The sequence below is a fragment of the Micromonospora sp. C28SCA-DRY-2 genome (assembly GCF_030519475.1).
GTDB lineage: Bacteria > Actinomycetota > Actinomycetes > Mycobacteriales > Micromonosporaceae > Micromonospora.
Genome location: NZ_JAUMKD010000009.1, coordinates 223,106 through 247,886, shown reverse-complemented (window position 1 = coordinate 247,886; position 24,781 = coordinate 223,106). Strand labels below are relative to the sequence as shown.

Below are 24,781 nucleotides of genomic sequence, written 5' to 3'. Positions count from 1 at the left end.
CCTACCCACGCGGCCAGGGGGCCGAATCAGCCCCGACCGGGATCGGACAGCGGTGGCGGACGGCCGGTCAGGCCGGGGTGTCGCCCGGGCGGTTCGCGCCGAGTTCCACCGGCCAACCGCCGGCCAACGCGACGAGCCGGGCCGCCGCGTCCGCCGGGTCCGCGCCGCGCCCGACGGCCAGCCCGAGCAGGTACGCGCTGACCGGCGCGCCCGGCCGCAGCACCTGGTGGGCCACCTCCTTGGCCAGGTCGAGCACGGCTGGCACCGGCACCTGGGCCGGGTCCAGGCCGAGTTCGGCACAGGCCGCCGTGACCCAGTCGTCCATCACCGTCATCGCACCCACTCCTCCGCCCGGCGTACGTCCGAGTCAGTGTCGCAGTCGAACCAGGGCGGCGGGCCGGCACCGGGCCACGGCACCTCGCGGACGGTCAGCCCGGCCAGCAGGGCGCGGATCGGGGCGCCGGCCAGTCCCCGCCCGGCGGCGAGCCGGTCGACGGCGGCCCGCAGGGGCGGCACCCGCCACACCCCGCAGAGGGTCTGCCGCCGCCCGGCGTCGTCCACGAAGCAGGCCCCGTCCGGCGCGGTTCCGGGCCGACTCCCGGTGGCCGCCCCCGGCGCACCGGCCCCGACCGGCGGCTCGTCGAGCCGGAGATCGTGCCCGGCCGACCCGCCGGCCGCGTCACGGCGGTCCGGCCCGGCGTCGAGATCGCGCGGCGGGGGCTCGGCGTCGAGATCGCGCGGCGGGGGCCCGGCGTCGAGGTGGCGCAGCAGGTGGGCGATCGCCTCCCGGGTGAGCAGCGGCAGGTCGCCGGCGAGCAGCGCGACCACCGGGGTGCCCGGTTCGAGCAGGGCCAACCCGGCGGCCGTGGCGGCCACCGGCCCGCCGCCGGGCGGCTGCTCCCGGGTCACCCGGACCCCCTCGGGCACCAGCCCGGCCGGCCCCACCAGGATGCGCGGACGGGCGTCGGCGACGGCCGCCAGCACCCGGTCCCGCATCGGGCGGCCGCCGACCGGGCGGGCCGGTTTGTCCACCCCGCCCATCCGGCGCGCCGCGCCGCCCGCCAGCACCACCGCCGCGTACGCCCTCACCCGGCCACGGTAGCCCTGCGGGCCGTCCGGCGGGCGGGGCAGGATGGCGGGATGGGACGGGCGACTGACCGGCGGAGCGTGCTCCGGATCGACCTCGACGCGGCGACCGACGGGCGCGCGGCCGTCCGGCGGCGGGACAGCCTGAGCGTGGAGGAGCCGCTGGAGATCCGGGTCGGCCCGGCCGGGCCGGGCCGGCGGCGGCCGCTGGCGGTGACCATGCGCACCCCCGGCGACGACCTGGACCTGGCGATCGGATTCCTGCTCACCGAGGGGCTGATCCGGTCGGCGGACGACGTGCACACCGCGCAGCTCTGCGCCGGCGCGGAGACGCCCAACACGTACAACGTGGTGGACGTGGTGCTGGCGCCCGGCGTGCCGGAGCCGACCACGGACCCGGCCCGGAACTTCTACACCACCAGCTCCTGCGGGGTGTGCGGCAAGGCGAGCATCGACGCGGTGCGGACCCGGTCGGTCTTCGCGGTGGCGGACGACCCGGTGGGCGTGCCGGCGGCGGTCCTCGCGGAGCTGCCGGACCGGTTGCGGGCGGCGCAGAAGGGCTTCGACCACACCGGCGGGCTGCACGCGGCCGGCCTGTTCACCGCGGCCGGTGAGCTGGTGGTGCTGCGCGAGGACGTGGGCCGGCACAACGCGGTGGACAAGGTGGTCGGCTGGGCCGTCCGGGAACGGCGGTTGCCGCTGACCGGGCACGTGCTGCTGGTCTCCGGGCGGGCGAGCTTCGAGCTGACCCAGAAGGCGTGGATGGCCGGGGTGCCGGTGCTCGCGGCGGTCTCCGCGCCGAGCACCCTCGCCGCCGACCTGGCCGAGGAGGCCGGGCTGACCCTGGTCGGCTTCCTGCGCGGCCGCACCATGAACGTCTACGCCCACCCGCACCGGATCTCGGTCTGAGGGCGGCCGCGCCGGTCAGAGGTCGACGAAGCGGCCGAACAGCTCCAGCCGGACGGCGGCGTCGCGGGCCAGCAGGAACCCGGCGATGCCGAGGATCCAGCCCATCGCGCTGCCCGCGGACCGGACGATCCACGCGTTCAGCCGGGCCAGCACCGGCTCGATCGCGGCCGGCCAGGCCACCCGGGCGGCCAGCAACAGCGTCGCCGGCAGCACCATCACCAGGCAGTAGCCGGCGAGCAGCGCCACCACGGCCGCGGCGTCCAGCCCGGAGGTGGTCAGCAGGCCCAGCGCGCCCAGGTACGGCAGCATCGTCGCCACCTCGGCCAGCGCGGCGAGCAGGGCCAGCCCGACCAGCCAGCGCGCGGAGGAGTCACCGGAGGTGGCCCGGTCCCGCCAGCGCAGCACCGCACCGCCGCCCGGCCGCTTGCGCTTGCCGTCGTAGCGGAAGCTGAGCGCGAACAGCCCGACCCCGAGGACGAGTTGGCCCCAGAGCACCGGCCGGTTGTCCAGCGCGCCGCCGAGCGCGTCGGCCAGCCGGCTACCGCCCCAGACCAGCAGCAGGCCGACCGCGAGGTAGAAGCCGGCGATCGTGCCGAGGTAGAGCAGGATCCGCCGGGCGTCGACCCGGCCGGGGGTGAGCAGCAGCCACACCGGGATGAAGAGGGTGCCGATGCTGGTGCTGTCGACCAGCGCCAGCCCGACGAGCGCGAGCAGCAGCCCGATACTCATGACGGGCCGACGGGTAGAGCGGGCACCTGATCATTGTCCAGGTTCACCCGGACGATCGACACCCCCGGGGGACGAGCCGGGCGTACCGCGTCAGCGTCTCCACCGGGAACCCCGAAACCTATTGACAATCGATAGGTAACGAGTGATAGTCGATGCATGATCACAGAGCATCGGGCGGTAGCCCCTCTCCGGGTCTTCCTCGTGTTGTTGTTCGGGATCCTGGTCGTCTTGCAGACCTTCTCGCTGCCCGGGCAGTTCGCGCACATGGCCGAGGAGTCGCCGGACCAGGCGTACCTGCGGTGGCCGCTGACCGCCCTCGCGGTGTTCTGGGTGCTCTGCGCCCAGGTGGTGATCGTGGCCACCTGGCAACTGCTCACCATGGTCAAGAACGACCGCATCTTCAGTCCGGCCTCGCTGGTCTGGGTGGACGCGATCGTGTGGGCCGTCGCCGCCGCCTGGGTGGTGCTCGTCGGTGTCTTCCTCTACGTCGGCTTCAACGCGGACGACCCCGGGCTGCCGCTGCTGCTGTTCCTGATGGTGACCGGCGTCGCGGTGCTGGGGCTGTTGATGGTGGTCATGCGGGCGCTGCTGCGCCAGGCCACCACGCTGCGCACCGACATGGAAGCGGTGATCTGATGCCCATCGTCGTCCGCATCGACGTGGAGCTGGCCAAGCGCAAGATGAGCGTCGGCGAGTTCGCCGAGCGGGTCGGGCTCACCCCGGCGAACGTCGCGGTGCTGAAGAACGGCCGCGCCAAGGCCGTCCGGTTCAGCACCCTGGAAGCCATGTGCCGGGTGCTCGACTGCCAGCCCGGCGACCTGCTCGAGTGGGTCGACGAATGAGCGACCACCGGGCACCGCACTGACCACATCGACCACGGCGCCCGCGCACCGGCGAGATCGGCGGCGGGTTCGCCGCCGGAGGGAGAACCCGTGAAGTACGTCCTCGCCCTCGTCGCCCTGCTCGGCGTCGCGCTCGGCGTCGCCGGTGTCGTGTACGGGGAGGCCGACGACTCGCCCGGCCTCCAGCTCCTTGGCGTCGCGCTCGTCGTCGGCGCTGTCGTGTTCGGCGTGCGGACCGCCCGGCGCAGCCGGTAACGGCACCGGTCCCGGCCCGGTCCCCGCTCAGGGGCCGAAGGTGAAGGCGTACGCGCGGAAGCCGGGTCGGTCGGTGACCAGGGTCAACAGGTGGTCGTCGCGGGGCGCCCCGGCGACGAGGCGGATCATGGCCGCCCGGTCGATGTGGGCCACCGCGTCCGGGCCGACGTCGGCGCCGCGTTCGGTGCCGATCGGCTCCCCGTCGAGCAGTACGCGGACCGGGACCGGCCGGCCGGGTCCGGGGTCGACGACCAGGTTCACCTCGCCGGCGTTGAAGGGCAGCCCGAGTTCGCCGGTGCCGCCGGCGAGTTCGACGTACTCGCCGCTGTCCCGCCAGTCGCCGGTCAGCGTGAAGCTGCCCGGGACCCGCCGGTCGGTGCCGACGTACGTCTCCTCGGTGAGATTGGCGTACGTCGGCGGGGTGGTCGCGGCGAAGGCCGCCACCTCCGGGGTGACCGGCGGCAGGTCGCGCTCCGGCACCGTGGCGGCGAGCAGCCGCCGGATCTCCGCCTCGGTGCGGTCGTAGTCACCCTCCCCGATCCACCGGTCGGCGAGATTCCCGTCCGCGTCGAAGAGGTACCGCGCCGGCCAGGCGATGTTGCCCAGGCCCGCCCAGACCCGGAAGTCGTTGTCCAGCGCGACCGGGTGGGTCAGGCCGTGGTCGCGGATGCCCTGGTCGATGTTCTCGGCGTGCCGGCCGAACTCGAACTCCGGGGCGTGCAGGCCGATGACGGTCAGGCCGACCGGCCCGTAGTCGCGGTGCCAGGCCCGGACGTACGGGGAGGTGCGGATCCAGTTGACGCAGGTGTACTCCCAGACGTCGATCAGCACCACCCGGCCGCGCAGCGCCTCGGGAGTCAGTGGTGGCGAGTTCACCCACCGCTGGACCTGGAACGCGGGGATCGGCATCGTCAACCGCCGGCCCGCTCGACGCGGGGCACCGCGAGGAATCCGGTCAGCGCCGCCGGCAGCCGGCCGGGAGGCTGCTCGGCGACGGGACACCGGCTGGCGGATGAGCTCAACCCGATCTCCTCACCTGTCGGGGCCGCGTCCACCCTGGCCCTGGACCCGCCGATTCTCCCGGCGCCGGCACCGGCCGGGAGGCGGCACGACGGGCGACTCACCCGGTCGAGGTACCGCGACGTACGCGGGCCGGTGGTGACCGGATACGCGGGCCGCTGTGACCGGTGCGCGGCGGCACCCGGCCGGCCGGGGCGGCTGTCAGCAGGGGGCCGGAGCGCGGCAGTCACCTCGCCCGGCGTGCCGGCCCCGCTCGCGTCGGCGCGTCCCGGACTGACAACGGTCATCCGCGTGGGCGCGCCCAGTTGGTGAAGCGCTCGGCCAGCACGACCGGTGGCGTGGCCTGGTCCAGTCCGGTGAGCTCCAGGGCCGCCTCGGCCTGGAGCGTGGCCAGGTAGACCAGCAGGGCCGCCCGGTCCGTCCGGTACTCGGCGAGCAGCCGCAGCTTGGCCGCCGAACACGGCCAGGCGATCCCGCACGCCTGGCAGCGCCAGGTCGGCCGGGTGGGCAGGTGGTCCCGGAACCGGCGGCTCACAGGCTCACCACGTGTACGACGCGCACCCGGTCGACCCGGACGAAGGCGAAGCGCGCACGGACGGCGAGCGACCCGTCCTCGCGTACGTCGTGGCCGCGCACCTCCGCCCAGACGTGCCCCTCGAACGGTCCGCGACTGAAGATCTCGGTGACGTGCAGCGTGAGCGGCCCGGTGCCGAAGCGGTAGGAGTCCTCGGGCACCCGGATCGTGCTGCCGACGGTCAGGCTCACCACCGGCCTCCGTTTCCGCGCCACCGCTGGGCGGGGGTCAGGTTGCCCGGGCGGCCGGGACCGGCGGTCGGGAAGACGGCGGTCGGCTGCGCCCAGGTCGATCGCTCGTTGCGGGTCGACGGGCCGACAGACGGGGGCGGCGTGGGGACGGGCTCACGGCGCCAGAACCTGAATCGCACGGGCTTGCCTCCTCGTGATCTGGTGGGGCCGCCCCGCCTTCGCCGAGGCGGCCCCACTAGCCCGGCCGCCGAGTTCGGGTCATCGCGGCCGGCACCTGACCGCACCCTGCCCCTCCGTGATGGGACCGGTACACAGCGTTCAGGTATGGTCAGTCGATGTTCGGGACGTCCTCATCGGAGGCCGCATGAACCACGGACTGATAGCGGCGATGGCCGAGGCCGGCGAGACAACGGAATCTCTCGCTGGTCAGATCGGTGTCGACCCCAAGACCGCGCAGCGATGGGTCAACCCAGGACGCGTGCCCCAGCCTCGGCACCGTTCCCGGGTCGCGGCAATTCTCGGGCGGGACGTAGGGGACCTGTGGCCGGACGTCCTCAAGCGACGTGAGCCGACCTGGCTGCGAGCCTGGGTCGACATTGAACGCGAGGCAGTCGCCCTGCGGGCGTATCAGCTCGCATGGGTGCCCGGTCTTCTCCAAACCGAGGCGTACGCGCGGGCCACTCTGGCGGGAGAGGCACTGACCGTCGACGAGGTGAACGAACTCGTCGACGCGCGACTGGGACGGCAGGCGATCCTGCATCGCCAGCGCCCGCCTCTCCTGGTTGCGGTCATAGACGAGGCCGTCATCCGCCGACCTGCTTACGGTGACTGTGAGCTGATGCGTGAGCAGTGCGCGCATCTAGCCGAGTGCGCCGAACTTCCGTCGGTCCAGGTGCACCTCGTGCCTGCGGAGGTGGGGATGTATCCGGGGCTCGGTGGGCCGTTCACGATCGCGGAGCTGAGCGACGGTGGACGGGTCGCGCACGTCGACAGCCAGGCACAAGCTCAGATAATTGAGCAGCCTTCGGACGTTGCTAGCCTGGATCGACGGTGGGAACGCATCCGGGGAGAAGCCCTGCCCCGAGGGCGGTCCCTGGAGATGCTCAGGGAAGCGGCTCGATCATGGACCTGACCGGTGCGCAGTGGCGCAAGAGCACGAAGAGCGGCAACAACGGCGGCGATTGCGTGGAGGTGGCGGACAATCTGCCCGGCGTCGTCCTGGTCCGCGACACGAAGGACCGCGACGGCGGCACCCTGACCTTCTCGCCCGCAGCCTGGCGCACGTTCGTCGCCCACCTCACCCGGGGCTAGTCACCTCTTCGACACCGCCGAGATCAGCGGCTACGCGTTGCGGGTCACGGTCAACGGCGCCGCGAGCCCCAACCCGAAAAGATCGGGCGAACGCGACCGCTGAACGGAAGCGTCGGCGTCGGTTCAGCGCCGGGGCCCTGTTCTGCCGGCGTGCGCGTCAAGGGCCCGGGCCAGGATTCGGTGTACGTAGTCGGGATCGGAGGGAGCGTTGTCGATCAGGATGGCGGTGCACAGGCCATCGGAGGCGGCAACGAGTGCGGCGATCGCTTCGGGGTCGTCGGTGAGCGTCGCGGCAAGTTCGGCGACGTTCTCGCGCCAGCGACGGGCTATGGGCGCCAGCGCCGGCCTCCGCGCGGCCAGCGTGGACAGTTCGCGTTCGGCCAGGGCGCGTTCCCGGCCGGGGCCAGCGGATTCGGCAATCAGCTCGGCCAGGCCACGGAGCTTGTCACCGGTGCCGTCGATGATCTGGCGGATACGCGCGGTGTAGACATCGGCGACGCTGGACAGCGCCGCGACGAGCAGGTCGTCAAGCGTGGCGAAGTAGTAGGTGCTCAGACTGGTGGCGACGCCGGCCTGCTTGGCAACGGTGCGATGGGTGACGCCGGCGGCACCGTCACGGGTGACGATGGCGAGGGTCGCATCGATGATCTCAGCGCGGCGCTTGTTGCCTCGGGCCTTGCGCCCATCGACGGAGTCGCTCTCGTCGCTCATGCTCCCCTCCTACAGGTGTCAGGGTAGTCGGCCACCTCCCGCTGCTCCGTTCCAGCTTGCTGTTCCTCGCCGAGCGGCTGGACGTTCCGCAGCGCGGTGAGGCAGAGCAGGGCCGCCGCGATGATGGCGACACCGGCCACGGCGGCGGAGGTGTTCACCCCGCTGCTGAACACCTCTCGCGCGGCCTGCACGACCTCGGCTGGCACCTGGTCGGCGACGGACAGTGCCCCGGCGAGACTCTCGGCGAGACGACCCGCGACCGCTGGCGGAACGTCCGCCGGCGGGTCCATCCGGGAGGTGTAGAGGGCGGTGGTCAGGCTGCCGAGGACAGCGACGCCGACGGCGATGCCTAGTTCTTGAACGGTCTCCGACATCGCGGCGGCCGAGCCGGACTTCGACGCGGGCGCGGCGCCGACGACCATGTCGGTGCCCAACGCGGCGATCGCGCCGAGGCCGAGGTAGACGAACGCGAACCCGGCCACCACCATCCCGGCATCCCCGGTGCCCACGACAGCGAGCAGCGCGTAGCCCGCCACGGAGAGCCCGAGCATGACCGCCATGACGAGGCCGGGCCGCACTCGCCTGGCGATGAGCGGCGCGCCGATCGCCGCGGCGAACATCGCCAGGGCGGGTGGCCCCATCCACAGGCCCGCCGCGAACGGCGTCAGACCTTCGACGAGCTGGAGGTACTGGGTGACCAGGTACATGGTCCCGCCCACCCCGACCAGTCCGATCAGCAGCACCGCCAGGGCCGCGGAGAACGCCCGGCTCGCGAACAGCGTGACGTCCAACAGCGGCGAGGCGAGGCCACGTTGCCGGCGCACGAAGACCACCCCGGCGACCGTCCCGACGACGGCGAGGAGCACCGCGCTGAGGTCGGGACCGTCGACGGCGGAGTGTTTGATCGCGTAGATCACCGGCAGGATCGCGGCCAGCGACAGCGCCACGCTGGTCAGGTCGAGTCGGCCGGCCTGCGGATCGGCGTACTCGGGCAGCAGGATCCGTGCCCCGGCCAGGACCAGGGCGGCGATGGGGACGGCGAGCAGGAAGGCCGCACCCCACCAGAACGTGTCGACCAGTGCGCCACCGACGACGGGTCCGGCGGCCATGCCCAGAGCGAACATCGTGGCCCACACCCCGATCGCGACCGCGCGCTGGCGCACATCGGCGAACATGTTCGAGATCAGGGACAGTGTCGAGGGCATCAGCGTGGCCCCGGCCACCCCCAGCAGCGCCCGGGCGAGGATCAGCAGCTCGGCGTTGGGGGCGAAGGCCGCGAACGCCGAGACGGCCGCGAACGCCGTCATGCCGATGACCAGTAGGCGGCGCCTGCCGATCCGGTCGCCCACGGTTCCCATGGTGATGAGGAACCCCGCGATGAAGAATCCGTAGGCGTCCATGATCCACAGCGTCTGGGTCGCCGAGGGTTCGAGCGCGGTGGCCATGCTCGGCAGCACCAGATACAGCACTGTCACATCCAGGCCCAGCAGCACCGTCGGCAGCGCCAACAGCGCCAGGCCCGCCCACTCGCGCCTACCAGCCCGCCGGACTGCTGCCGCCACGACACTGTCGGCTTCCGCCATGACGCCCCCTCAACAATTTGTACTAACGTACAACTTGTACGATAGTACAAGTTGTACGATCGGCGAACACGTGCGGGAAGGCCGGGCAACCACCGCGGTCAAAGATCGAGCCTGGGCCGGTGGCGCGGCCTCCGCTTGCGGCGGCGCACCACGCCCGCGGCGCCCACCGCCGGCCAGCCGTCCAGCTCCGACGGCGGCACGCCACGGCGGAGCAGGTCGTCCAGGAGGGCCGCGAGGGTGTAGTCGGGGTGCTCGGTCAGCGCCCGCTCCAGCGCGACCGCGGCCAGCGCCCCCTGCCCGGCCCGCCAGGCGGCGAAGGCGAGCAGGCTGGCCGGCGCGGCGGTCAACTCGGGCTCGGCCCGGCGCAGCACGTCGGTCCAGAGGGCGATGTCCGCGTCCCGGCCGTCGGTGCGGTCCCAGGCGTGGTCGCGTATCGGCAGGTGGGTCAGGAGCAGGCTCAGCCAGGCCACCTCGTCGTCGGTGAGCCGCTCGCCGCGGCGCTGCCGGCGCAGGGCCGCGCGCACGGCCGTCACGCCCGCCGCGCGAAGTGACCGGCCGCCGAGCAGGTCCTCGCGGGGCGCCTTGTCGAGCAGGTCGGCCAGCCGCCGCTCGGCCCGGGCGGTGGCCCGGCGCATCGCCACCCGGACCGGACCACCGAGCGGGGAAACCTGCGCCACCAGGGCGGCCCGGTCGGGCAGGGCGACCTGGCCGGCGAGCACCGCGGCGGCCGGCACCGCGCTGGCACCCGGGTCGTACGGGGAGCCGTCGGGCGGGCAGCACTCCGGCTCGGTGCAGACGTACGACCACCACCGCCCGTCGGTGACCCGCAGCGCGTCGAGCACGGCCAGCCCGGCGCCGGTCAGCGCGGCGCGCACCGCGTCGACGGCCGGGGTGACCCGGGTCGGCGGACCGTACCCGATGACGGTGGCCGAGTCGGCCTGCTGGCGGGCGATCACCGCGGCGAGGTGCCGGGCCGGGTCCGCCTCGCCCGCCGGCTCGGGCAGGTCGGCCCGGGCCGCGAAGGTGATCCGCCGGCCGCGCATGGCCACCACGACCACGCTGTCGGCGGGGTGGAAGCCGAGCAGGTAGGGCACGGCGGCGATCAGGTCGGCGGGGGAACGGACGGCGAGCCGGGGCGGGTCGGTCGAGGTCATGCCGGCAGCCTGCGATCCGGCGACCCCGCCCGGCAGCCCCTGTGGACGACACGCCGCTCATCCACAACTACCGACCGTATTCACCCTGCCCACGCCGATCCACCACCCCCCACCGGCACCGGATCGCCGGAGATCTCGGTGGGAAACGGCCCCCGGCCGGGCCGGGAGGTTCCAAGATCCAGGGGAAGGTGGCCCGGCGGCGGGGGTGGGGAGGGACTACCTTGCCGTCATGGACCTGGCGTACCTGCGGGCGCACCCGTCCCACCTGCCGACCTTCCTGACCCACCAGCGGATCCGGGAGACGCCGGTGGCCGGCGGGGACATCTGTGCCGCCTCCCGGTTGACCCTGGACGACGGTCACTCGATCTTCGCCAAGACCTGGCCGGAGCGGGCCGGGCGGCCGGTGCCGGACGACTTCTTCGCCACCGAGGCGGCCGGCCTGCGCTGGCTGCGCGCGGCCGGCACGGTGGCCGTACCGGAGGTGCTGGTGGCGCTGCCCGAGCTGCTGGCGCTGGAGTGGGTCGAGCCGGGCGAGCCGACCGCCGAGGCGGCCGAGCGGTTCGGCCGGGAGCTGGCCGGGCTGCACCGGGCCGGCGCGCCGGCCTTCGGGGCCGACTGGCCCGGGTTCATCGGCGCGCTCCCGGCGGACAACACGCCCGACCCCGGCCCCTGGTCGAGCTGGTTCGCCCGCGCCCGGCTGGTGCCGTACCTGCGCCGCTCGGTGGACGGCGGCGCGCTGGGCGACACCGAGGTCGCCCTGGTGGAGGAGGTGGTCGACCGGATCGGCGAGTTCGGCGGCGACGAACCGCCGGCCCGTGTCCACGGCGACCTGTGGCCGGGCAACGTGCTCTGGGGCGCCGACGACCGGGCCTGGCTGGTCGACCCGGCGGCGCACGGCGGGCACCGGGAGACCGACCTGGCCCAGCTGGCCCTCTTCGGCGGCGCGCCGCACCTCGACCGGATCCTCGCCGCGTACGACGAGGCGTGGCCGCTGGCCGACGGCTGGCGGGACCGGGTGCCGCTGCACCAGCTCCACCTGCTGCTGGTGCACACCGCCCTGTTCGGCGCCGCGTACCGCGATGCGGTCGGCCGGGCCGCCCGGGCCGCCCTCGGCGGGCTGACACGCGCTACCGTCGACAGGTGACTGCCGCCCAGCCGACCGACGGCCCCCTCGTCGACCGGTACGGCCGCGTCGCCCGGGACCTCCGGGTCTCGCTGACCGACAAGTGCAACCTGCGCTGCACGTACTGCATGCCGGCCGAAGGGCTGCCCTGGCTCGCCGGGCCGCAACTGCTCACCGACGCGGAGATCGTCCGGCTGGTCCGGGTCGCCGTGCGTGACCTCGGCGTCACCGAGGTGCGCTTCACCGGCGGCGAGCCGCTGATCCGGCCCGGGCTGGTGGGCATCGTCACCGAGGTGGCGGCGCTCGAACCGCGTCCCCGGATCTCGCTGACCACCAACGGCATCGGGCTGGCCCGGCTCGCCCCCACGCTGCGCGCCGCCGGGCTCGACCGGGTGAACGTCTCGCTGGACACGCTCGACGCCGGCCGGTTCACCCGGCTGACCCGGCGCGACCGGCTCGCCGACGTCCTGGCCGGCCTGGCCGGCGCCACCGCCGCGGGGCTCACCCCGGTCAAGGTCAACACGGTGCTGATGCGGGGCGTGAACGACGACGAGGCGCCGGCGCTGCTCCGCTTCGCCCTCGACCACGGCTACGAGCTGCGGTTCATCGAGCAGATGCCGCTGGACGCGCAGCACGGCTGGGATCGGGCCGCCATGGTCACCGCCGAGGAGATCCTCGCCGCCCTGCGTACCACCTTCGACCTGCGGCCCGACTCGGCCGAGCGCGGCGCGGCGCCGGCCGAGACCTGGCTGGTCGACGGCGGCCCCGCCCGGGTGGGCGTGATCGCCAGCGTCACCCGGCCGTTCTGCGGCGACTGCGACCGCACCCGGCTCACCGCCGACGGCCAGGTACGGGCGTGCCTGTTCGCCACCGAGGAGTCCGACCTGCGCGGGGCGCTGCGGGCCGGGGCGGACGACGCCGAGATCGCCCGGCGGTGGCGTACCGCGATGTGGGGCAAGCGGGCCGGCCACGGCATCGACGACCCGACGTTCCTGCAACCCGCCCGGCCGATGTCGGCCATCGGAGGCTGACCGTGACCGATCCGACCCGGCCCACCGCCGGGCTGCCCCCGCTGACCGTGCGCTACTTCGCCGGAGCGCGCGCCGCCGCCGGCCGCACCGAGGAGACCGTGCCGGCCGGGCGCACCCTCGACGACCTCGTCACCGAGCTGACCGAGCGGCACGGTGACCGGCTCGCCGCCGTGCTGCGGGTGGCGAGTTTCCTGGTGGACGGGGTGACCTGCCACGATCGTCAGGCCCCGTTGCCGGCCGGGGCCACGATCGACGTACTGCCCCCCTTCGCGGGCGGCTGAGGGAGGCGCACATGCTCGCAGTGCTGGGTTTCGTGGGGACCCTGGCGCTGGTCACCGGCCTGATCCACCTCTACCTGTGGAAGCGGCTGGTCCGGGACACGACGCTGCCGGGGCGCTGGCGGCGGGCCGGCGGGATCACCGCGCTCGTGCTGGCGCTGCTGGTGCCGGCCACCATGGTCGGCACCCAGGCCGGGCTGTACTGGCTGGCATGGCCCGGCTACCTCTGGCTCGCGATCATGTTCTACCTGCTGGTCCTGCTCGTCGCACTGGAAGTGCCGATGCTGGTGACCAAGCTGGTGCTGCGCCGCCGGGTGGTCGCGGCCGAGCCGACCGCCGCCGCGCCCGAGCCGGCGCTGGTCGGCGCGGCCGGTCCGGCCGATCCGCCGGCCGCCGGCGCCGTCGGCCAGCCCGACCACGACCCGTCCCGGCGGCTGCTGCTGGCCCGGGGGGCGGCGATCTTCGCCGGGCTCACCGCCACCGGTCTCACCGGGTACGGCATCCGCACCGCGCTCGGCCCACCGCAGCTGGACCGGGTGCAGATCCCGCTGGCCAAGCTGCCCCGGAGCATGGACGGCCTGCGCATCGCCACCGTCTCCGACATCCACCTCGGGCCGCTGCGCGGCCGGGCGCACACCGAGCGGATCGTGGCCGCCATCAACCGCCTGGACGCCGACCTGGTGGCGGTCGTCGGCGACCTGGTCGACGGCTCGGTGGCCGAGCTGGGCGAGGCCGCCGCGCCGCTGCGGGACCTGCGGTCCCGGCACGGCAGCTTCTTCGTCACCGGCAACCACGAGTACTACTCCGGCGTCGAGGAGTGGGTGCGCGAGCTGGACCGGCTGGGGCTGCGGGTGCTGCAGAACGAGCGGCGGGAGATCCAGGCCCGCGGCGGCGTACTCGACCTGGCCGGGGTCAACGACGTCACCGCCGCCGGCACGGGGCTGGCCGCGCCGGCCGACTACACCGCGGCACTCGGCGACCGGGACCCGTCCCGCCCGGTGGTCCTCCTCGCCCACCAGCCGGTCGCCGCGGTGGAGGCGGCGAAGTTCGGCGTCGACCTGCAACTGTCCGGGCACACCCACGGCGGCCAGATCGTCCCGTTCAACCTGCTGGTCAAGCTCCAGCAGCCGGTGGTCTCCGGCCTCGGCGAGGTCGACGGCACCAAGGTGTACGTCACCAACGGCGCCGGCTTCTGGGGCCCGCCGGTCCGGGTCGGCGCCGAGCCGCAGATCACCCTCGTCGAGCTGCGCTCGGCATAGCGCACCTCACGCCCGAGCGTGGCGACGCGCGGGGGCGCGCCGGGTCGTGGCAGGATGCGGCGTGCCTCCGTTCAGCGCCGCACCCCCCGGTGGCCTCCCGCCATTCGTCGCGGACCTGCACATCCACTCGAAGTACTCGCGCGCGTGCAGCCGTGACCTCACCCTGCCGAACCTCGGCTGGTGGGCCCGGCGTAAGGGCATCGGCCTGCTCGGCACCGGCGACTTCACCCACCCCGCGTGGTACGACCACCTGCGCGAGACACTGCACCCGGCGGAGCCCGGCCTCTACCGGCTCAGCCCGGAGGCGGAGCGGGACATCGCCCGGCGGCTGCCACCCCGGCTGGCCAGCGCGGCCGAGGCCGACCCGGTGCGGTTCACGCTCAGCGTGGAGATCTCCACGATCTACAAGCGGGACGACCGCACCCGCAAGGTGCACCACCTGATCTACCTGCCCGACCTGGACGCGGTGGCGCGGTTCAACACCGCGCTCGGCCGGATCGGCAACCTCGGCTCCGACGGCCGGCCGATCCTCGGCCTGGACTCCCGCGACCTGCTGGAGATCACCCTGGAGGCCAGCCCCGACGGCTACCTGGTGCCCGCGCACATCTGGACGCCCTGGTTCTCCGCGCTGGGCTCGAAGTCCGGCTTCGACGCGATCGCCGACTGCTACGCCGACCTGGCCGAGCACATCTTCGCGGTGGAGACCGGGCTCTCCTCCGACCCGGAGATGAACTGGCGGGTCGGCAGCCTGGACGCGTACCGGCTGGTGTCCAACTCGGACGCCCACTCGCCGCCGGCGCTGGCCCGGGAGGCGACCGTGTTCGCCACCGCCCGCGACTACTTCGCCGTCCGGGACGCGCTGCGCACCGGCGACGGGCTCGCCGGCACCATCGAGTTCTTCCCCGAGGAGGGGAAGTACCACGCCGACGGGCACCGGCTCTGCGGGGTGAACTGGTCCCCCGAGCAGACCCGCGCCGCCGGCGGCCGCTGCCCCGAGTGCGGCAAGCCGCTCACCGTCGGCGTGCTCAGCCGGGTCGAGGAGCTGGCCGACCGGCCGGCCGGGCACCGCCCCGAGCACGCCCGCGAGGTGACCCACCTGGTGCCGCTCGCCGAGATCCTCGGCGAGATCAACAAGGTGGGCGCCCGGTCCAAGAAGGTCGAGGGGAAGCTCAACGACCTGCTCGCCGCGCTCGGCCCGGAGCTGGAGATCCTCACCCGCACCCCGCTGGACGAGATCGGGCGGGTCGGCGGTGAGCTGCTCGCCGAGGGGATCGGCCGGCTGCGCCGGGGCGAGGTACGCCGGGTCCCCGGCTACGACGGCGAGTACGGCGTGATCACCCTCTTCGACCCAGCAGAACTGGGCGGGCCGGTGCCGGGGACGCAGGCGGAGACGCTGTTCGACGTACCCGTGCCGGCGCAGCGCAGGCCCGCGGAGCCGGCGGCCCGACCCCGGGCCAAGCGCCCGGCGGCGGCCAAGGCCGAGCCGAAGCGGAAGGCCAGCCCACCCCCGCCGCCACCGATCGCCCCGCCGCCCTCCCCGCACGAGCCGTTCGAGCCGATGCTCGCCGGCATGGAGGAGGTCGGCACCGGCCTGCTGGACCGGCTCGACGCGATGCAGCGGGTGGCCGCCTCCGCGCCGGGCGGGCCGCTGCTCATCGTCGCCGGCCCGGGCACCGGCAAGACCCGGACGCTGACCCACCGGATCGCGTACCTCTGCGCGGAGCTGAACGTCTTCCCGGAGCACTGCCTGGCGATCACCTTCACCCGGCGGGCCGCCGAGGAGCTGCGGCACCGCCTCGACGGGCTGCTCGGCCCGGTCGCCGAGGACGTCACCGTCGGCACCTTCCACTCCCTCGGGCTGACCATCCTGCGGGAGCACGCCGAGGCGGCCGGACTACCGGTCGACTTCCGGATCGCCGACGACGCCGACCGGGCGGCGGCCCGCGCCGAGGCCGGCGACGACCAGGGCGGGTACACCGCGCTGCTGCGCAAGCAGGGCCTGGTCGACCTGGACGAACTGCTCACCCTGCCGGTCGCGCTGCTGCGCGAGGACCGGGCGCTGGTGGAGCGCTACCGGGACCGCTGGCGGTGGATCTTCGTCGACGAGTACCAGGACGTCGACGCGGTGCAGTACGAGCTGCTGCGGCTGCTCAGCCCGGCCGACGGCAACCTCTGCGCGATCGGCGACCCGGACCAGGCGATCTACTCGTTCCGCGGCGCCGACGTCGGCTACTTCCTGCGCTTCTCCCGGGACTTCACCGACGCCCGGCTGGTGCGCCTGAACCGCAACTACCGCTCGTCGGCGCCGATCCTGGCCGCCGCGGTGCAGGCCATCGCGCCGTCGTCGCTGGTGCGCGGCCGCCGGCTGGACCCGGCCCGGCTCGACCCGGAGGCCCCACTGGTCGGCCGCTACCCGGCGGCATCCGTCGCCGACGAGGCCGACTTCGTGGTCCGCACCGTCGACGAACTGGTCGGCGGGCTCTCCCACCGGTCGCTGGACTCCGGCCGGATCGACGGCCGCTCGACGTCGCTCTCCTTCTCCGACATCGCGGTGCTCTACCGCACCGACGCGCAGGCCGCGCCGATCGTGGACGCCCTGGCCCGGGCCAACATCCCGGTGCAGAAGCGCTCGCACGACCGGCTGCGGGACCGCCCCGGGGTGGCCGCCATCGCCCGCGAGCTGCGGCACGCCGGCGGGCTGGACGGCTCGCTGGCGGCCCGGGTCCGGCTGGCCGGCCAGGTGCTCGCCGAGCGCTTCGCCGTGCCGACGCTGGACGGCGCGGGCGCGGTCCGCCCGGAGGACGTCCGGTCGGCGGTCGACCTGCTCACCCCGCTCGCCCGGCGCTGCGGGGACGACCTGCCGATGTTCCTGTCCCAGCTGGCCACCGGCGCCGAGGTGGACGCGCTCGACCCGCGGGCCGAGGCGGTCACCCTGCTCACCCTGCACGCGGCCAAGGGGCTGGAGTTCCCGGTGGTCTTCCTGGTCGGGTGCGAGGACGGGCTGCTGCCGCTGCGCTGGCCCGGCGCCGCGCCCGACGACGACGCGGTGGCCGAGGAGCGGCGCCTCTTCTTCGTCGGCCTCACCCGCGCCCAGGACCGGCTCTACGTCAGCCACGCCGCACGCCGCAGCCGGCACGGCTCGGAACGCGAGTGCCGCCCGTCGCCGTTCCTCGACGCCATCGACCCGGGCCTGTTCGAACGCTTCGGCGAGACCGAGCCGCGCCGCCCGAAGGACCGCCAGCTCCGGCTGATCTGATCCGTGCCGCCGGGCCGTCGGCCGCGCTACCGGGTGCTCCCGAGCGGGCGCGCCGGGCGGTTACCGGCGCGCCGGGCGGTTACCGGCGCGCCGGATCCGGGGTCGCCGGCTCAGCCGGCCGGCGCGGGCGTTCGGTGCTCACCACCAGGGCCACACCGGCCACGATGACCGCGCCGCCGAGCAGCACCTGCGCGGTGATCGGCTCCGCGGCGAGCAGCGCGCCGAGCGCCACCGCGACCGCCGGGTTCACGTAGGCGTACGTGGAGACCAGCGAGATCGGCGCGTGGTGCAGCAGCCAGACGTACGCGGTGAAGGCGACCAGCGAGCCGGCCACCATCAGGTAGCCGAGGGCCAGCCAGGACCGGGTGGTCACCGCGCCCGGGTCGAAGCCGCGCAGCTCGCCCCGGCCCACGGCGAGGACGGCGAGCACCGCCGCCCCGGCGAACATCTCGTAGACGGTGGCGACGAACGGGTCGGCGGGCATCCGGATCCGGCCGGACAGGAACGAGCCGACCGACCAGGAGGCCGCCCCGGCCACCACTGTCAGCGCGCCGGCGAGCGGTACCGCGTCCGCCCCACCGCTGGGCAGCACCAGCAGCACCAACCCGACGAAGCCCAGGCTCACCCCGGCCAGCGTCCAGAGCCGGGGGCGGTCACCGGTGGCCGAGCGGAGCAGCACCACCAGCAGCGGCACGGTGGCGACCAGCAGCGCGGCGATGCCGGACGGCAACGCCACCCCCGGCGGCCCGGACTCGGCCAGCACGACCAGCCCGTTGCCGCCGGCGAGCAGGAGCACGCCGACCACCGCGGCGGAGGCGAGCTGGCGCCGGTCCACCCGCAACGCCCCCGGTCCGCGGCGCAGCCGCAGCACGACGGCGAGCACCAGGCCGGCCACCGCGAACCGGGCGGCCGCCGAGGCGAGCGGCGGCATGGACTCCACGGCGATCCGGATGCCGAGATAGGTGGAGCCCCACAGCACGTAGACCAGCAGCAGCGCCGTCCAGATCAGGGCGGGCGCGGCGCCGGCGCGGTCACCGGCGGCGACGCCGGGACCCGGCCGGGTGACCGGGCCGGCGGACGGGGACGCACTTGGCGGAGATGAGCTCATTGGTGGTCCACGCTACGGTGGCCTGGGCGTCGGCGTCCCTCGTTGGTGGCCGGCCTCTCACCAGTTGGTTCCAGGAGGGCGGCATGGCGAACTACGGACCACCGGGCGGCGGTTCCCCGGAGCCGTGGCGCGGGCGGGGGCCCGACGAGTCGTACGAGCCGGACCGCCGGGGCGGGTGGGACGGGCCCGAGGGCCCCTACCAGCAGCGCCGGCCGGCGCCGGGGCAGTACGGCGGCGACCCCTACCGCCCCACCGAGCCGTCCTACGACCCCGGGTACGGGTCGGGGCCGTACCGGTCCACCGAGCCCGGTCACCCCGCCGATCCCCGCTACGCCCCGGAACCGGCGTACCGACCGGAGCCGGGGTACGGCGCGCCGGGGCAGGGCCCGTACCGGCCGGCGGAGCAGCCGTACGCCGGCTACCCGGACGTCGGCGCGCCGACCGCCCCGTACGCCGGGGAGCCGGCCCCGCCCCCGGGGCGCCCACGCTCCCGTGGCCCGTTGCTAGCGGTGCTGGCGGCCGTGCTGGTCCTCGTGCTCGGTGGTGGCGCCGCGGTGCTCTACCTGCTCGGCCAGGACGACGACGACCCGCCGCCGGCGGCCGCCACCGGGGCGTCCGCCCCGGCCACCACCGACGGCGCGGAGCCGTCCGCCGCGGGCCCGGCGCCCAGCGCGCCGGCCCCGGAGGCGTCCGCCGATCCCCGGTTCGTCAAGGCCGGCCAGTGCGTCCGCAACGAGGGGGCGCCCGGTGGCAAGCCCAAGCTGCTGATCAGCGACTGCGGTCCGAAGACGTACGAGGTGCTGCGCCGCTTCGACGGCGCGACCAGCGGCGAGCGGGACGCCGAGGCCAAGTGCGCCAAGGTCGCCGGCTACACCAACTGGTACTTCTTCGACAGCGAGCTGGACACCCTCGACTTCGTGCTCTGCCTGAAGCAGCGCTGACCCACCGCACCCCTGGGGGAGAGATGACCACCTACGGACCACCCGGCCAGCCGGAGGACCCGTCGCAGCGGCCGCCGGCCGGGCCGGAGGGCCCGCCGCCCGTCGACCCGACGCTGCCCCAGTGGGGCCAGCCACCGGGCGGCGGACAGGACCAGCCCACCCTGCCCCAGTGGGGCCAGCCGCCGGCGGCCCAGGAACCGCCCACCCAGCCCCAGTGGAGCCAGCCACCCGCGGCCCAGGAACCGCCCACCCAGCCCCAGTGGAGCCAGCCACCCGCGGCCCAGGAACCGCCCACCCAACCGCAGTGGGGCCAGCCCGTCTCCGGCGGCGCCGAGCCGCCCACCACGCCGATGTGGGCCCAGCCGCCGGCCGGCGCACCGCAGCCGGCCGAGCCGCCGCAGCCGCCCGCCGGCTACCCGCCGCCGGCTCCCGGGCCGGCGCAACCACCCGGCGCGGGCTACCCGCCGCCCACCTCGGGTGCCGGTTACCCGCCGCCCACGTCCGGGGCCGGCTACCCGCCGCCGCCCGGGCCGTTCCCGCCGGCCGGGCCGCAGCCGGCCCAGCCGGCCGCCGGGCAGTGGGGCGCGCCCCCGCCGGCTCCCGGTCAGTTCGGTACGCCGCCCGCCCCGCCGGCGAAGCGGGGTGGCGGCGGGAAGATCGCCCTGATCATCGGCCTGGTCGTGGTGCTGGTCCTCTGTCCCTGCCTCGGCCTGGCCGGCTGGGCGGTGTGGCAGGCCGGCGAGGACGACGACCCGAGCCCGACGCCGACGGTGTCGGCGAGCGCGTCGGCCGACCCGACCGCCGAGCCGAGCCCGGACGAGAGCAGCGCGGAACCGAGCCCGACCAAGGACGACGACGACTACGCCAAGGGCGACTGCGTGGTCAACGACGGCACCGACGACGACGCCGAGCTGCGCAAGGTGCCGTGCGGCCCGAACACGTACGAGGTGCTGCTGCGGCTGCCGGCGACCACTGACGCCGACCAGTGCAAGACGCGGGCGCCCCGGTCGACCGCGCACTACGTGCACGACAACTCGGTCGACATCTTCGACTACGTGCTCTGCCTCCGGAAGCGGTAGTCATCGCGGAAACTAGGGCTGTCTAGCGTGGACGCTAGACAGCCCTAGTTTTGTCTCGACGCGGCTCCGGCCGGCCGGTCGACCGGCGCGACACGCGGTAGCCCCATCTACGGATGTCTAGCCTCCCAGCTAGACGGCCCGATACTGTGCGATGCGTGGATCCGGTCCGCAACCCGTACGCCCCGGGCGCCGGCCAGCGTCCGCCCGAGCTCGCCGGGCGGGGACGCGAGCTGGACGTCTTCGACATCGTGCTGGAGCGGATCGCGCGCGGCCGCCCCGAACGCAGCCTGATGCTCACCGGCCTGCGCGGCGTCGGCAAGACCGTGCTGCTCAACACCCTGCGCTCGCAGGCGATCAACCGGCTCTGGGGCAGCGGCAAGATCGAGGCCCGGCCGGACCAGTCGCTGCGCCGCCCGATCGCCGCTGCCCTGCACATGGCGGTCCGCGAACTGGCCCCGCGACACCGCGCGCCGGACCGGATCGACGCCTTCCTCGGCGTGCTCAAGGCGTTCGCCCAGCGCTCCGCGCCGACCGGCCGGGGCGGCGCCGCGCCGAAGCTGCGGGACCGCTGGCAACCCGGCATCGACGTGCCCGCCGCCAGCGGCCGGGCCGACTCCGGCGACATCGAGATCGACCTGGTCGAGCTGCTCACCGACGCCGCCGGGGTGGCCAGCGACGTCGGCACCGGCATCGCCATCTTCATCGACGAGATGCAGGACCTCGGGCCCGAGGACGTCTCCGCGCTCTGCGCCGCCTGCCACGAGCTGTCCCAGCTGGGCGCGCCGCTGATCGTGGTCGGCGCCGGGCTGCCGCACCTGCCGGCCGTGCTCAGCGCCGCCAAGTCGTACTCCGAGCGGCTCTTCCGGTACCAGCGCATCGACCGGCTCGACCGGATCGCCGCCGACCAGGCACTCTGCGCGCCGGCCGAGCGCGAGGAGGTGGAGTACGAGCAGAAGGCGCTCGACCTGCTCTACGAGAAGTCCGGCGGCTACCCGTACTTCGTCCAGGCGTACGGGAAGGCCACCTGGGACCACGCCCCGCGCTCGCCGATCACCGCCGCGGACGTCCGGGTGGCCGCGCCGGAGGCGGAGGCGGAGCTGGCGGTCGGCTTCTTCGGTTCCCGGTTCGAGCGGGCCACCCCGGCGGAGCGCGAGTACATGCGCGCGATGGCCACCCTCTCGCTGGTCGAGGGCGAGACGGACGGAGGCGGCCGGGACGACATGGACGCCGCGGTGCCGACCGCCGAGATCGCCCGGGCGCTGGGGCGCAAGCCGGCCAGCCTCTCCCCGGCGCGGGACGCGCTGATCAAGAAGGGGCTGATCTACTCCGGCGAGCGGGGCACCGTGGCCTTCACCGTCCCGCACTTCGGCCGGTACCTGCGCACCCAGCCGGCCTGAGCCGCGGGCGGTGGGCCCGGCGGGTCGACCGGCGCCGGGCCGGGCGGGTCAGACCCGCGACCAGGCCGCCGGGAAGAGCACCTCGCCGGTGGGCGGCGGGCCGTCACCGCTGGTGGACGGCGGCAGCACCAGCGCCTGCCACGGCTCACCGAGCCCGGACCACGGGCTGGTCAGGCCCATCCGGTCGCCCCGGACGAAGCCGAACCGCCGGTAGTAGGCGGGGGCGCCGAGCACCACCACCAGCCGCTCGCCCAGCTCGGTGGCCGCGTCGAGGGCCGCCTGCACCACCGCCGTGCCGAGCCCGATCCGCTGCCGGTGCGGGGCGACCGCCACCGGCCCGAGGGCCAGCGCCGGCGCGGTGTGCTCGTCGGAGCGCACCCGCACCCGGGTCAGCAGCGCGTAGCCGACCACCTCACCGCCGTACTCGGCCACCATGGCCAGCTCGGGCACCCAGGCGTCGCTGTCGCGCAGCTCGTCGACCAACTCCACCTCGGGCGGGGTGGCCACGTCGGGACGCGCGAAGGCGGCCGCCAGCACCCGGTGGATCGGGCCGATGTCGGCCGGATCCTCGGGACGGAGCCGCAGCGTGGTCACCCGGGGGACGTTACCCGCCGGGGCCGGTCCATCAGCGACGGTCGCTCGAATCGGCGTGGCGCGACGTCCACGTCGGCCGATCGGATCGGCGGTTGTCGGGGTAGCCGTGCCCGCGACGGGGTATGACTGATCCATGAAACCCGTACGCTCCCTCGCCCGAGCCATGTTGAGCGGCATCTTCGTGGTCAGCGGGGCCCGTAACTTCGCGAACCCGGAGCGGCTGGTCACGGCCGCCAAGCCGGTGACGGACCGGGTGACACCGCTGCTGGAGCGGGCCAACCCCCGCATCCCCACCGACACCACGACGCTGATCCGGGTCAACTCGGCGGTCCAGGTCGGCGCCGGCCTGATGCTGGCCACCGGGAAGTTCGCCCGGCCGGCGGCGCTGGTCCTCGCCGGCACCCTGGTCCCGGTGACCATCGCCGGGCATCCCTTCTGGAACAACGACGACCCGGCGGCGCGGAACAACAACCAGATCCACTTCCTGAAGAACCTGGGCCTGTTCGGCGGGCTGCTGCTGGCCGCTGCCGACACCGAGGGGAAGCCCGGCCTGCGCTGGCGCACCGGCCATCGCATCGGCCACTCTCGACGTTCGGTGCAGCGCGCCGTCCGGACCGCCCGTCGGGAGGCCCGGATCGCCGTACGGTCCGCCTCGACGGCCCGGCGACTCCCCGGCTGACCTGCGTCGATACCCTCCCCTTACCAGTCTCACCCCTCCCAACGCCGCGAATCACCTGAACCGCCAGGTAGGCGTTAACGCGGTGGAAATATCAAAAACATGTGTGGGATCGGACACGGTCGCATAACGCGGGAGGCAGTAACGTGAGGCGCCGTTCTAGGCTCCGTACTGGACCTGGACGGGTAGGACGACCTTGGTACGGGGGTGGCCACGCCATGCCGGCGACCGTCGGAAGACGGGTGGACCGCCTCGCCCCAGTCCGTCGCGTAACGCGTGGGATCGATCGTAGGACAGTCGTACGGACCGGCGTCGTGGCCGCCGTCGCCTACGCCGCATGGCTCGCCATCGGCGCATTCGGGCGGCCGTACAACTTCTTCGACATGAAGATCTACCACGGCGCGGTGGTGTGGTGGGCGAGCGGTCATGAGCTGTACGAGTTCATCGCACCCGGCACCACCCTGGGTTTCACCTACCCGCCCTTCGCCGGGCTGGTCATGCTGCCGATGGCGCACCTGCCGGTCGCGGGGGCCGGGCTGGTCAACGCGCTGGGCAGCCTCGCCGCGCTGGCCGTGGTGCTGGCCGGGCTGCTGCGCCCGATCGTCGACCGGCTGGGCTGGCCGCTCTGGTACACCGTCGCCATCGCGGTGCCGCTCGCGGCGGCGATCGAGCCGGTCCGCGAGACCCTCGGCTACGGCCAGGTCAACGTGCTGCTCTTCGCCCTGGTCATGGCCGACCTGATCGGCCTGCGCTGGCGGTCGCGCCGGGGCACCCACGTCGCCGAGGGTGACGGGGCGCTGCTGCGGTTCGTCTACAGCGGCGCGTGGGCCGGCGCCGGCATCGGCCTGGCCACCGCTGTCAAGCTGACCCCCGCGCTCTTCATCGGCTACCTGATGATCACCCGACAGTGGCGGGCGGCGGCCACCGCCATCGGCACCGCCATCGGCGTGACCGTCGGCACCTTCGCCATCGTCGGCACCGAGTCGCGCGCCTACTGGGGCAGCGTGCTGTGGCAGACCGAGCGGGTGGGCGCGGCGGACATGACGCCGAACCAGTCGCTGGCCGGCCTGCTCGCCCGCCTCTACGACTCGATCGAGACGCCGGGCCTGCTCTGGCTCGCCTTCGCCGTGCTGATGCTGGCGCTGGGCCTGTCCCGGGCCGCCAACGCGCACGCCGACGGCGACGAGCTGACCGCGTTCACCCTGGTCGGGCTCACCGCCAACGTGATCAGCCCGATCTCCTGGACGCACCACCTGGTCTGGGTCATCCCGGCGATCATCGTGCTGGCCGACGCCGCGGTCCGCCGCCGCGAGGCCAGCCGCGGCCTCAACCAGCGGGCGGCGCAGGCGTCGTCGTACGGGGGGCCGCCGGGGGTGAACGGGCTGCGCCCACCGATCTGGTACCCGACGCTGACCGGGATGCGGCACGGGGTGGCGGCGGCCGGGCTCTACCTGCTCTTCCTGGTCTCGCCGATCTGGCCGTACGAGCACCAGCTGCCCGAGGTATCGCACTACCAGGACGGCCTGTTCGGCGCCCTGATGGAGAACTCGCTGGCGCTGGCGCTGATCGTGCTGGTGGCCGCGCTGCCCTGGCGGCCCGGCGCCGAGCCGGTCTTCTACGCCGACCGGCTCGGCCGGCAGGCCGCGCTCAACGCCCGCCGCTGACCGGGGAACC

26 protein-coding genes and 1 pseudogene are annotated in these 24,781 nt (G+C 74.4%); 16 read left to right on the top strand and 11 right to left on the bottom strand.

Features of this window, described 5'->3' with window-relative positions; genetic code table 11:
* Positions 1 to 67: 67 nt before the first annotated feature.
* Together Q3W71_RS28475 and Q3W71_RS28470 are read right to left on the bottom strand one after the other, a co-directional pair.
* The gene (locus Q3W71_RS28475) at positions 68 to 334 is read right to left on the bottom strand and encodes a DUF6457 domain-containing protein (RefSeq protein WP_302922542.1); all 267 of its coding nucleotides are present in this window, start codon (positions 332 to 334) and stop codon (positions 68 to 70) included.
* Positions 331 to 1,134: a molybdenum cofactor guanylyltransferase gene (locus Q3W71_RS28470; protein WP_368051299.1), complete on the bottom strand. Its 804-nt coding sequence runs from the start codon at positions 1,132 to 1,134 to the stop codon at positions 331 to 333. The genes Q3W71_RS28475 and Q3W71_RS28470 overlap by 4 nt, the downstream gene beginning before the upstream one ends.
* Before the next feature lie 6 nt (positions 1,135 to 1,140).
* Here Q3W71_RS28470 and fdhD point away from each other — a divergent pair, with 6 nt between their 5' ends.
* Complete coding sequence (gene fdhD / locus Q3W71_RS28465; protein WP_302922540.1) at positions 1,141 to 1,995, top strand: formate dehydrogenase accessory sulfurtransferase FdhD; 855 nt, start codon at positions 1,141 to 1,143, stop codon at positions 1,993 to 1,995.
* A 15-nt stretch (positions 1,996 to 2,010) separates the two neighbouring features.
* Here the strand turns inward: fdhD and Q3W71_RS28460 are convergent, their stop codons facing one another.
* Complete coding sequence (locus tag Q3W71_RS28460; RefSeq protein WP_302922539.1) at positions 2,011 to 2,724, bottom strand: GAP family protein; 714 nt, start codon at positions 2,722 to 2,724, stop codon at positions 2,011 to 2,013.
* A gap of 156 nt (positions 2,725 to 2,880) precedes the next feature.
* On the opposite strand from Q3W71_RS28460, the gene Q3W71_RS28455 reads away from it, so the two are divergent.
* From Q3W71_RS28455 to Q3W71_RS28445, 3 genes are all read left to right on the top strand, one after another.
* Complete coding sequence (locus tag Q3W71_RS28455; protein ID WP_302922538.1) at positions 2,881 to 3,360, top strand: DUF2975 domain-containing protein; 480 nt, start codon at positions 2,881 to 2,883, stop codon at positions 3,358 to 3,360.
* Entirely contained in the window at positions 3,360 to 3,566 is a 207-nt protein-coding gene (locus tag Q3W71_RS28450; protein WP_026874506.1) for a helix-turn-helix transcriptional regulator, read from the top strand. The genes Q3W71_RS28455 and Q3W71_RS28450 overlap by 1 nt, the downstream gene beginning before the upstream one ends.
* Positions 3,567 to 3,656: 90 nt before the next feature.
* Positions 3,657 to 3,821, top strand: a complete 165-nt coding sequence (locus Q3W71_RS28445; RefSeq protein WP_302922537.1) for a hypothetical protein — start codon at positions 3,657 to 3,659, stop codon at positions 3,819 to 3,821.
* Positions 3,822 to 3,848: 27 nt separating this feature from the next.
* On the opposite strand, the gene Q3W71_RS28440 is transcribed toward Q3W71_RS28445, so the two are convergent.
* The 3 genes from Q3W71_RS28440 to Q3W71_RS28430 form a co-directional block, all read right to left on the bottom strand.
* Positions 3,849 to 4,730: a redoxin gene (locus tag Q3W71_RS28440; protein WP_302922536.1), complete on the bottom strand. Its 882-nt coding sequence runs from the start codon at positions 4,728 to 4,730 to the stop codon at positions 3,849 to 3,851.
* A gap of 394 nt (positions 4,731 to 5,124) precedes the next feature.
* Complete coding sequence (locus Q3W71_RS28435; protein WP_302922535.1) at positions 5,125 to 5,376, bottom strand: flavin reductase; 252 nt, start codon at positions 5,374 to 5,376, stop codon at positions 5,125 to 5,127.
* A complete protein-coding gene (locus Q3W71_RS28430) occupies positions 5,373 to 5,606 on the bottom strand; it encodes a hypothetical protein (RefSeq protein ID WP_302922534.1) in 234 nt (77 codons plus the stop codon). The genes Q3W71_RS28435 and Q3W71_RS28430 overlap by 4 nt, the downstream gene beginning before the upstream one ends.
* A 364-nt stretch (positions 5,607 to 5,970) precedes the next feature.
* Here Q3W71_RS28430 and Q3W71_RS28425 point away from each other — a divergent pair, with 364 nt between their 5' ends.
* Positions 5,971 to 6,738 (top strand): DUF5753 domain-containing protein, encoded by a 768-nt coding sequence (locus Q3W71_RS28425; RefSeq protein ID WP_302922533.1) that lies wholly within the window; start codon positions 5,971 to 5,973, stop codon positions 6,736 to 6,738.
* Positions 6,729 to 6,917 carry a DUF397 domain-containing protein gene (locus Q3W71_RS28420; protein WP_302922532.1) on the top strand — a complete coding sequence of 63 codons (189 nt, stop codon included), beginning with the start codon at positions 6,729 to 6,731 and terminating at the stop codon, positions 6,915 to 6,917. Before Q3W71_RS28425 ends, Q3W71_RS28420 begins: the two co-directional genes overlap by 10 nt.
* A gap of 123 nt (positions 6,918 to 7,040) precedes the next feature.
* On the opposite strand, the gene Q3W71_RS28415 is transcribed toward Q3W71_RS28420, so the two are convergent.
* The 3 genes from Q3W71_RS28415 to Q3W71_RS28405 all read right to left on the bottom strand — a co-directional run bounded on the left by Q3W71_RS28415 (position 7,041) and on the right by Q3W71_RS28405 (position 10,365).
* Entirely contained in the window at positions 7,041 to 7,628 is a 588-nt protein-coding gene (locus Q3W71_RS28415; protein WP_302922531.1) for a TetR/AcrR family transcriptional regulator, read from the bottom strand.
* On the bottom strand, positions 7,625 to 9,211 hold the full coding sequence (locus tag Q3W71_RS28410; RefSeq protein ID WP_302922530.1) for an MFS transporter: 1,587 nt from the start codon (positions 9,209 to 9,211) through the stop codon (positions 7,625 to 7,627). Before Q3W71_RS28410 ends, Q3W71_RS28415 begins: the two co-directional genes overlap by 4 nt.
* A 98-nt stretch (positions 9,212 to 9,309) precedes the next feature.
* Positions 9,310 to 10,365 carry a DUF4192 domain-containing protein gene (locus Q3W71_RS28405; protein WP_302922529.1) on the bottom strand — a complete coding sequence of 352 codons (1,056 nt, stop codon included), beginning with the start codon at positions 10,363 to 10,365 and terminating at the stop codon, positions 9,310 to 9,312.
* Positions 10,366 to 10,594: 229 nt separating this feature from the next.
* Here Q3W71_RS28405 and Q3W71_RS28400 point away from each other — a divergent pair, with 229 nt between their 5' ends.
* The 5 genes from Q3W71_RS28400 to Q3W71_RS28380 all read left to right on the top strand — a co-directional run bounded on the left by Q3W71_RS28400 (position 10,595) and on the right by Q3W71_RS28380 (position 17,312).
* A complete protein-coding gene (locus Q3W71_RS28400; RefSeq protein WP_302922528.1) occupies positions 10,595 to 11,509 on the top strand; it encodes a fructosamine kinase family protein in 915 nt (304 codons plus the stop codon).
* A complete protein-coding gene (moaA, locus tag Q3W71_RS28395) occupies positions 11,506 to 12,519 on the top strand; it encodes a GTP 3',8-cyclase MoaA (RefSeq protein WP_302922527.1) in 1,014 nt (337 codons plus the stop codon). Before Q3W71_RS28400 ends, moaA begins: the two co-directional genes overlap by 4 nt.
* 2 nt (positions 12,520 to 12,521) lie before the next feature.
* On the top strand, positions 12,522 to 12,800 hold the full coding sequence (locus tag Q3W71_RS28390; RefSeq protein ID WP_302922526.1) for a MoaD/ThiS family protein: 279 nt from the start codon (positions 12,522 to 12,524) through the stop codon (positions 12,798 to 12,800).
* 11 nt (positions 12,801 to 12,811) lie between these two features.
* Entirely contained in the window at positions 12,812 to 14,056 is a 1,245-nt protein-coding gene (locus Q3W71_RS28385; protein ID WP_302922525.1) for a metallophosphoesterase, read from the top strand.
* Between the two features lie 61 nt (positions 14,057 to 14,117).
* The gene (locus Q3W71_RS28380; RefSeq protein WP_302922524.1) at positions 14,118 to 17,312 is read left to right on the top strand and encodes a UvrD-helicase domain-containing protein; all 3,195 of its coding nucleotides are present in this window, start codon (positions 14,118 to 14,120) and stop codon (positions 17,310 to 17,312) included.
* Between the two features lie 79 nt (positions 17,313 to 17,391).
* On the opposite strand, the gene Q3W71_RS28375 is transcribed toward Q3W71_RS28380, so the two are convergent.
* A complete protein-coding gene (locus Q3W71_RS28375) occupies positions 17,392 to 18,420 on the bottom strand; it encodes an EamA family transporter (RefSeq protein ID WP_302922523.1) in 1,029 nt (342 codons plus the stop codon).
* 482 nt (positions 18,421 to 18,902) lie between these two features.
* Between Q3W71_RS28375 and Q3W71_RS28370 the strand changes: the two are divergent.
* The 3 genes and pseudogenes from Q3W71_RS28370 to Q3W71_RS28360 form a co-directional block, all read left to right on the top strand.
* A pseudogene (locus Q3W71_RS28370) lies at positions 18,903 to 19,361 on the top strand (flagellar basal body protein FliL); the annotation flags it as partial.
* A gap of 662 nt (positions 19,362 to 20,023) precedes the next feature.
* On the top strand, positions 20,024 to 20,440 hold the full coding sequence (locus Q3W71_RS31040) for a hypothetical protein (protein WP_368051297.1): 417 nt from the start codon (positions 20,024 to 20,026) through the stop codon (positions 20,438 to 20,440).
* A 155-nt stretch (positions 20,441 to 20,595) separates the two neighbouring features.
* Positions 20,596 to 21,837, top strand: a complete 1,242-nt coding sequence (locus Q3W71_RS28360) for an ATP-binding protein (RefSeq protein WP_302922521.1) — start codon at positions 20,596 to 20,598, stop codon at positions 21,835 to 21,837.
* Between the two features lie 48 nt (positions 21,838 to 21,885).
* On the opposite strand, the gene Q3W71_RS28355 is transcribed toward Q3W71_RS28360, so the two are convergent.
* Positions 21,886 to 22,431, bottom strand: a complete 546-nt coding sequence (locus Q3W71_RS28355; protein WP_302922520.1) for a GNAT family N-acetyltransferase — start codon at positions 22,429 to 22,431, stop codon at positions 21,886 to 21,888.
* A 133-nt stretch (positions 22,432 to 22,564) separates the two neighbouring features.
* Here Q3W71_RS28355 and Q3W71_RS28350 point away from each other — a divergent pair, with 133 nt between their 5' ends.
* Positions 22,565 to 23,110, top strand: coding sequence for a DoxX family protein (locus Q3W71_RS28350; RefSeq protein ID WP_167180325.1), 546 nt, complete (start codon positions 22,565 to 22,567; stop codon positions 23,108 to 23,110).
* A gap of 215 nt (positions 23,111 to 23,325) precedes the next feature.
* Positions 23,326 to 24,771: a glycosyltransferase 87 family protein gene (locus tag Q3W71_RS28345; RefSeq protein WP_302922519.1), complete on the top strand. Its 1,446-nt coding sequence runs from the start codon at positions 23,326 to 23,328 to the stop codon at positions 24,769 to 24,771.
* The last annotated feature ends 10 nt before the right edge of the window (positions 24,772 to 24,781 follow it).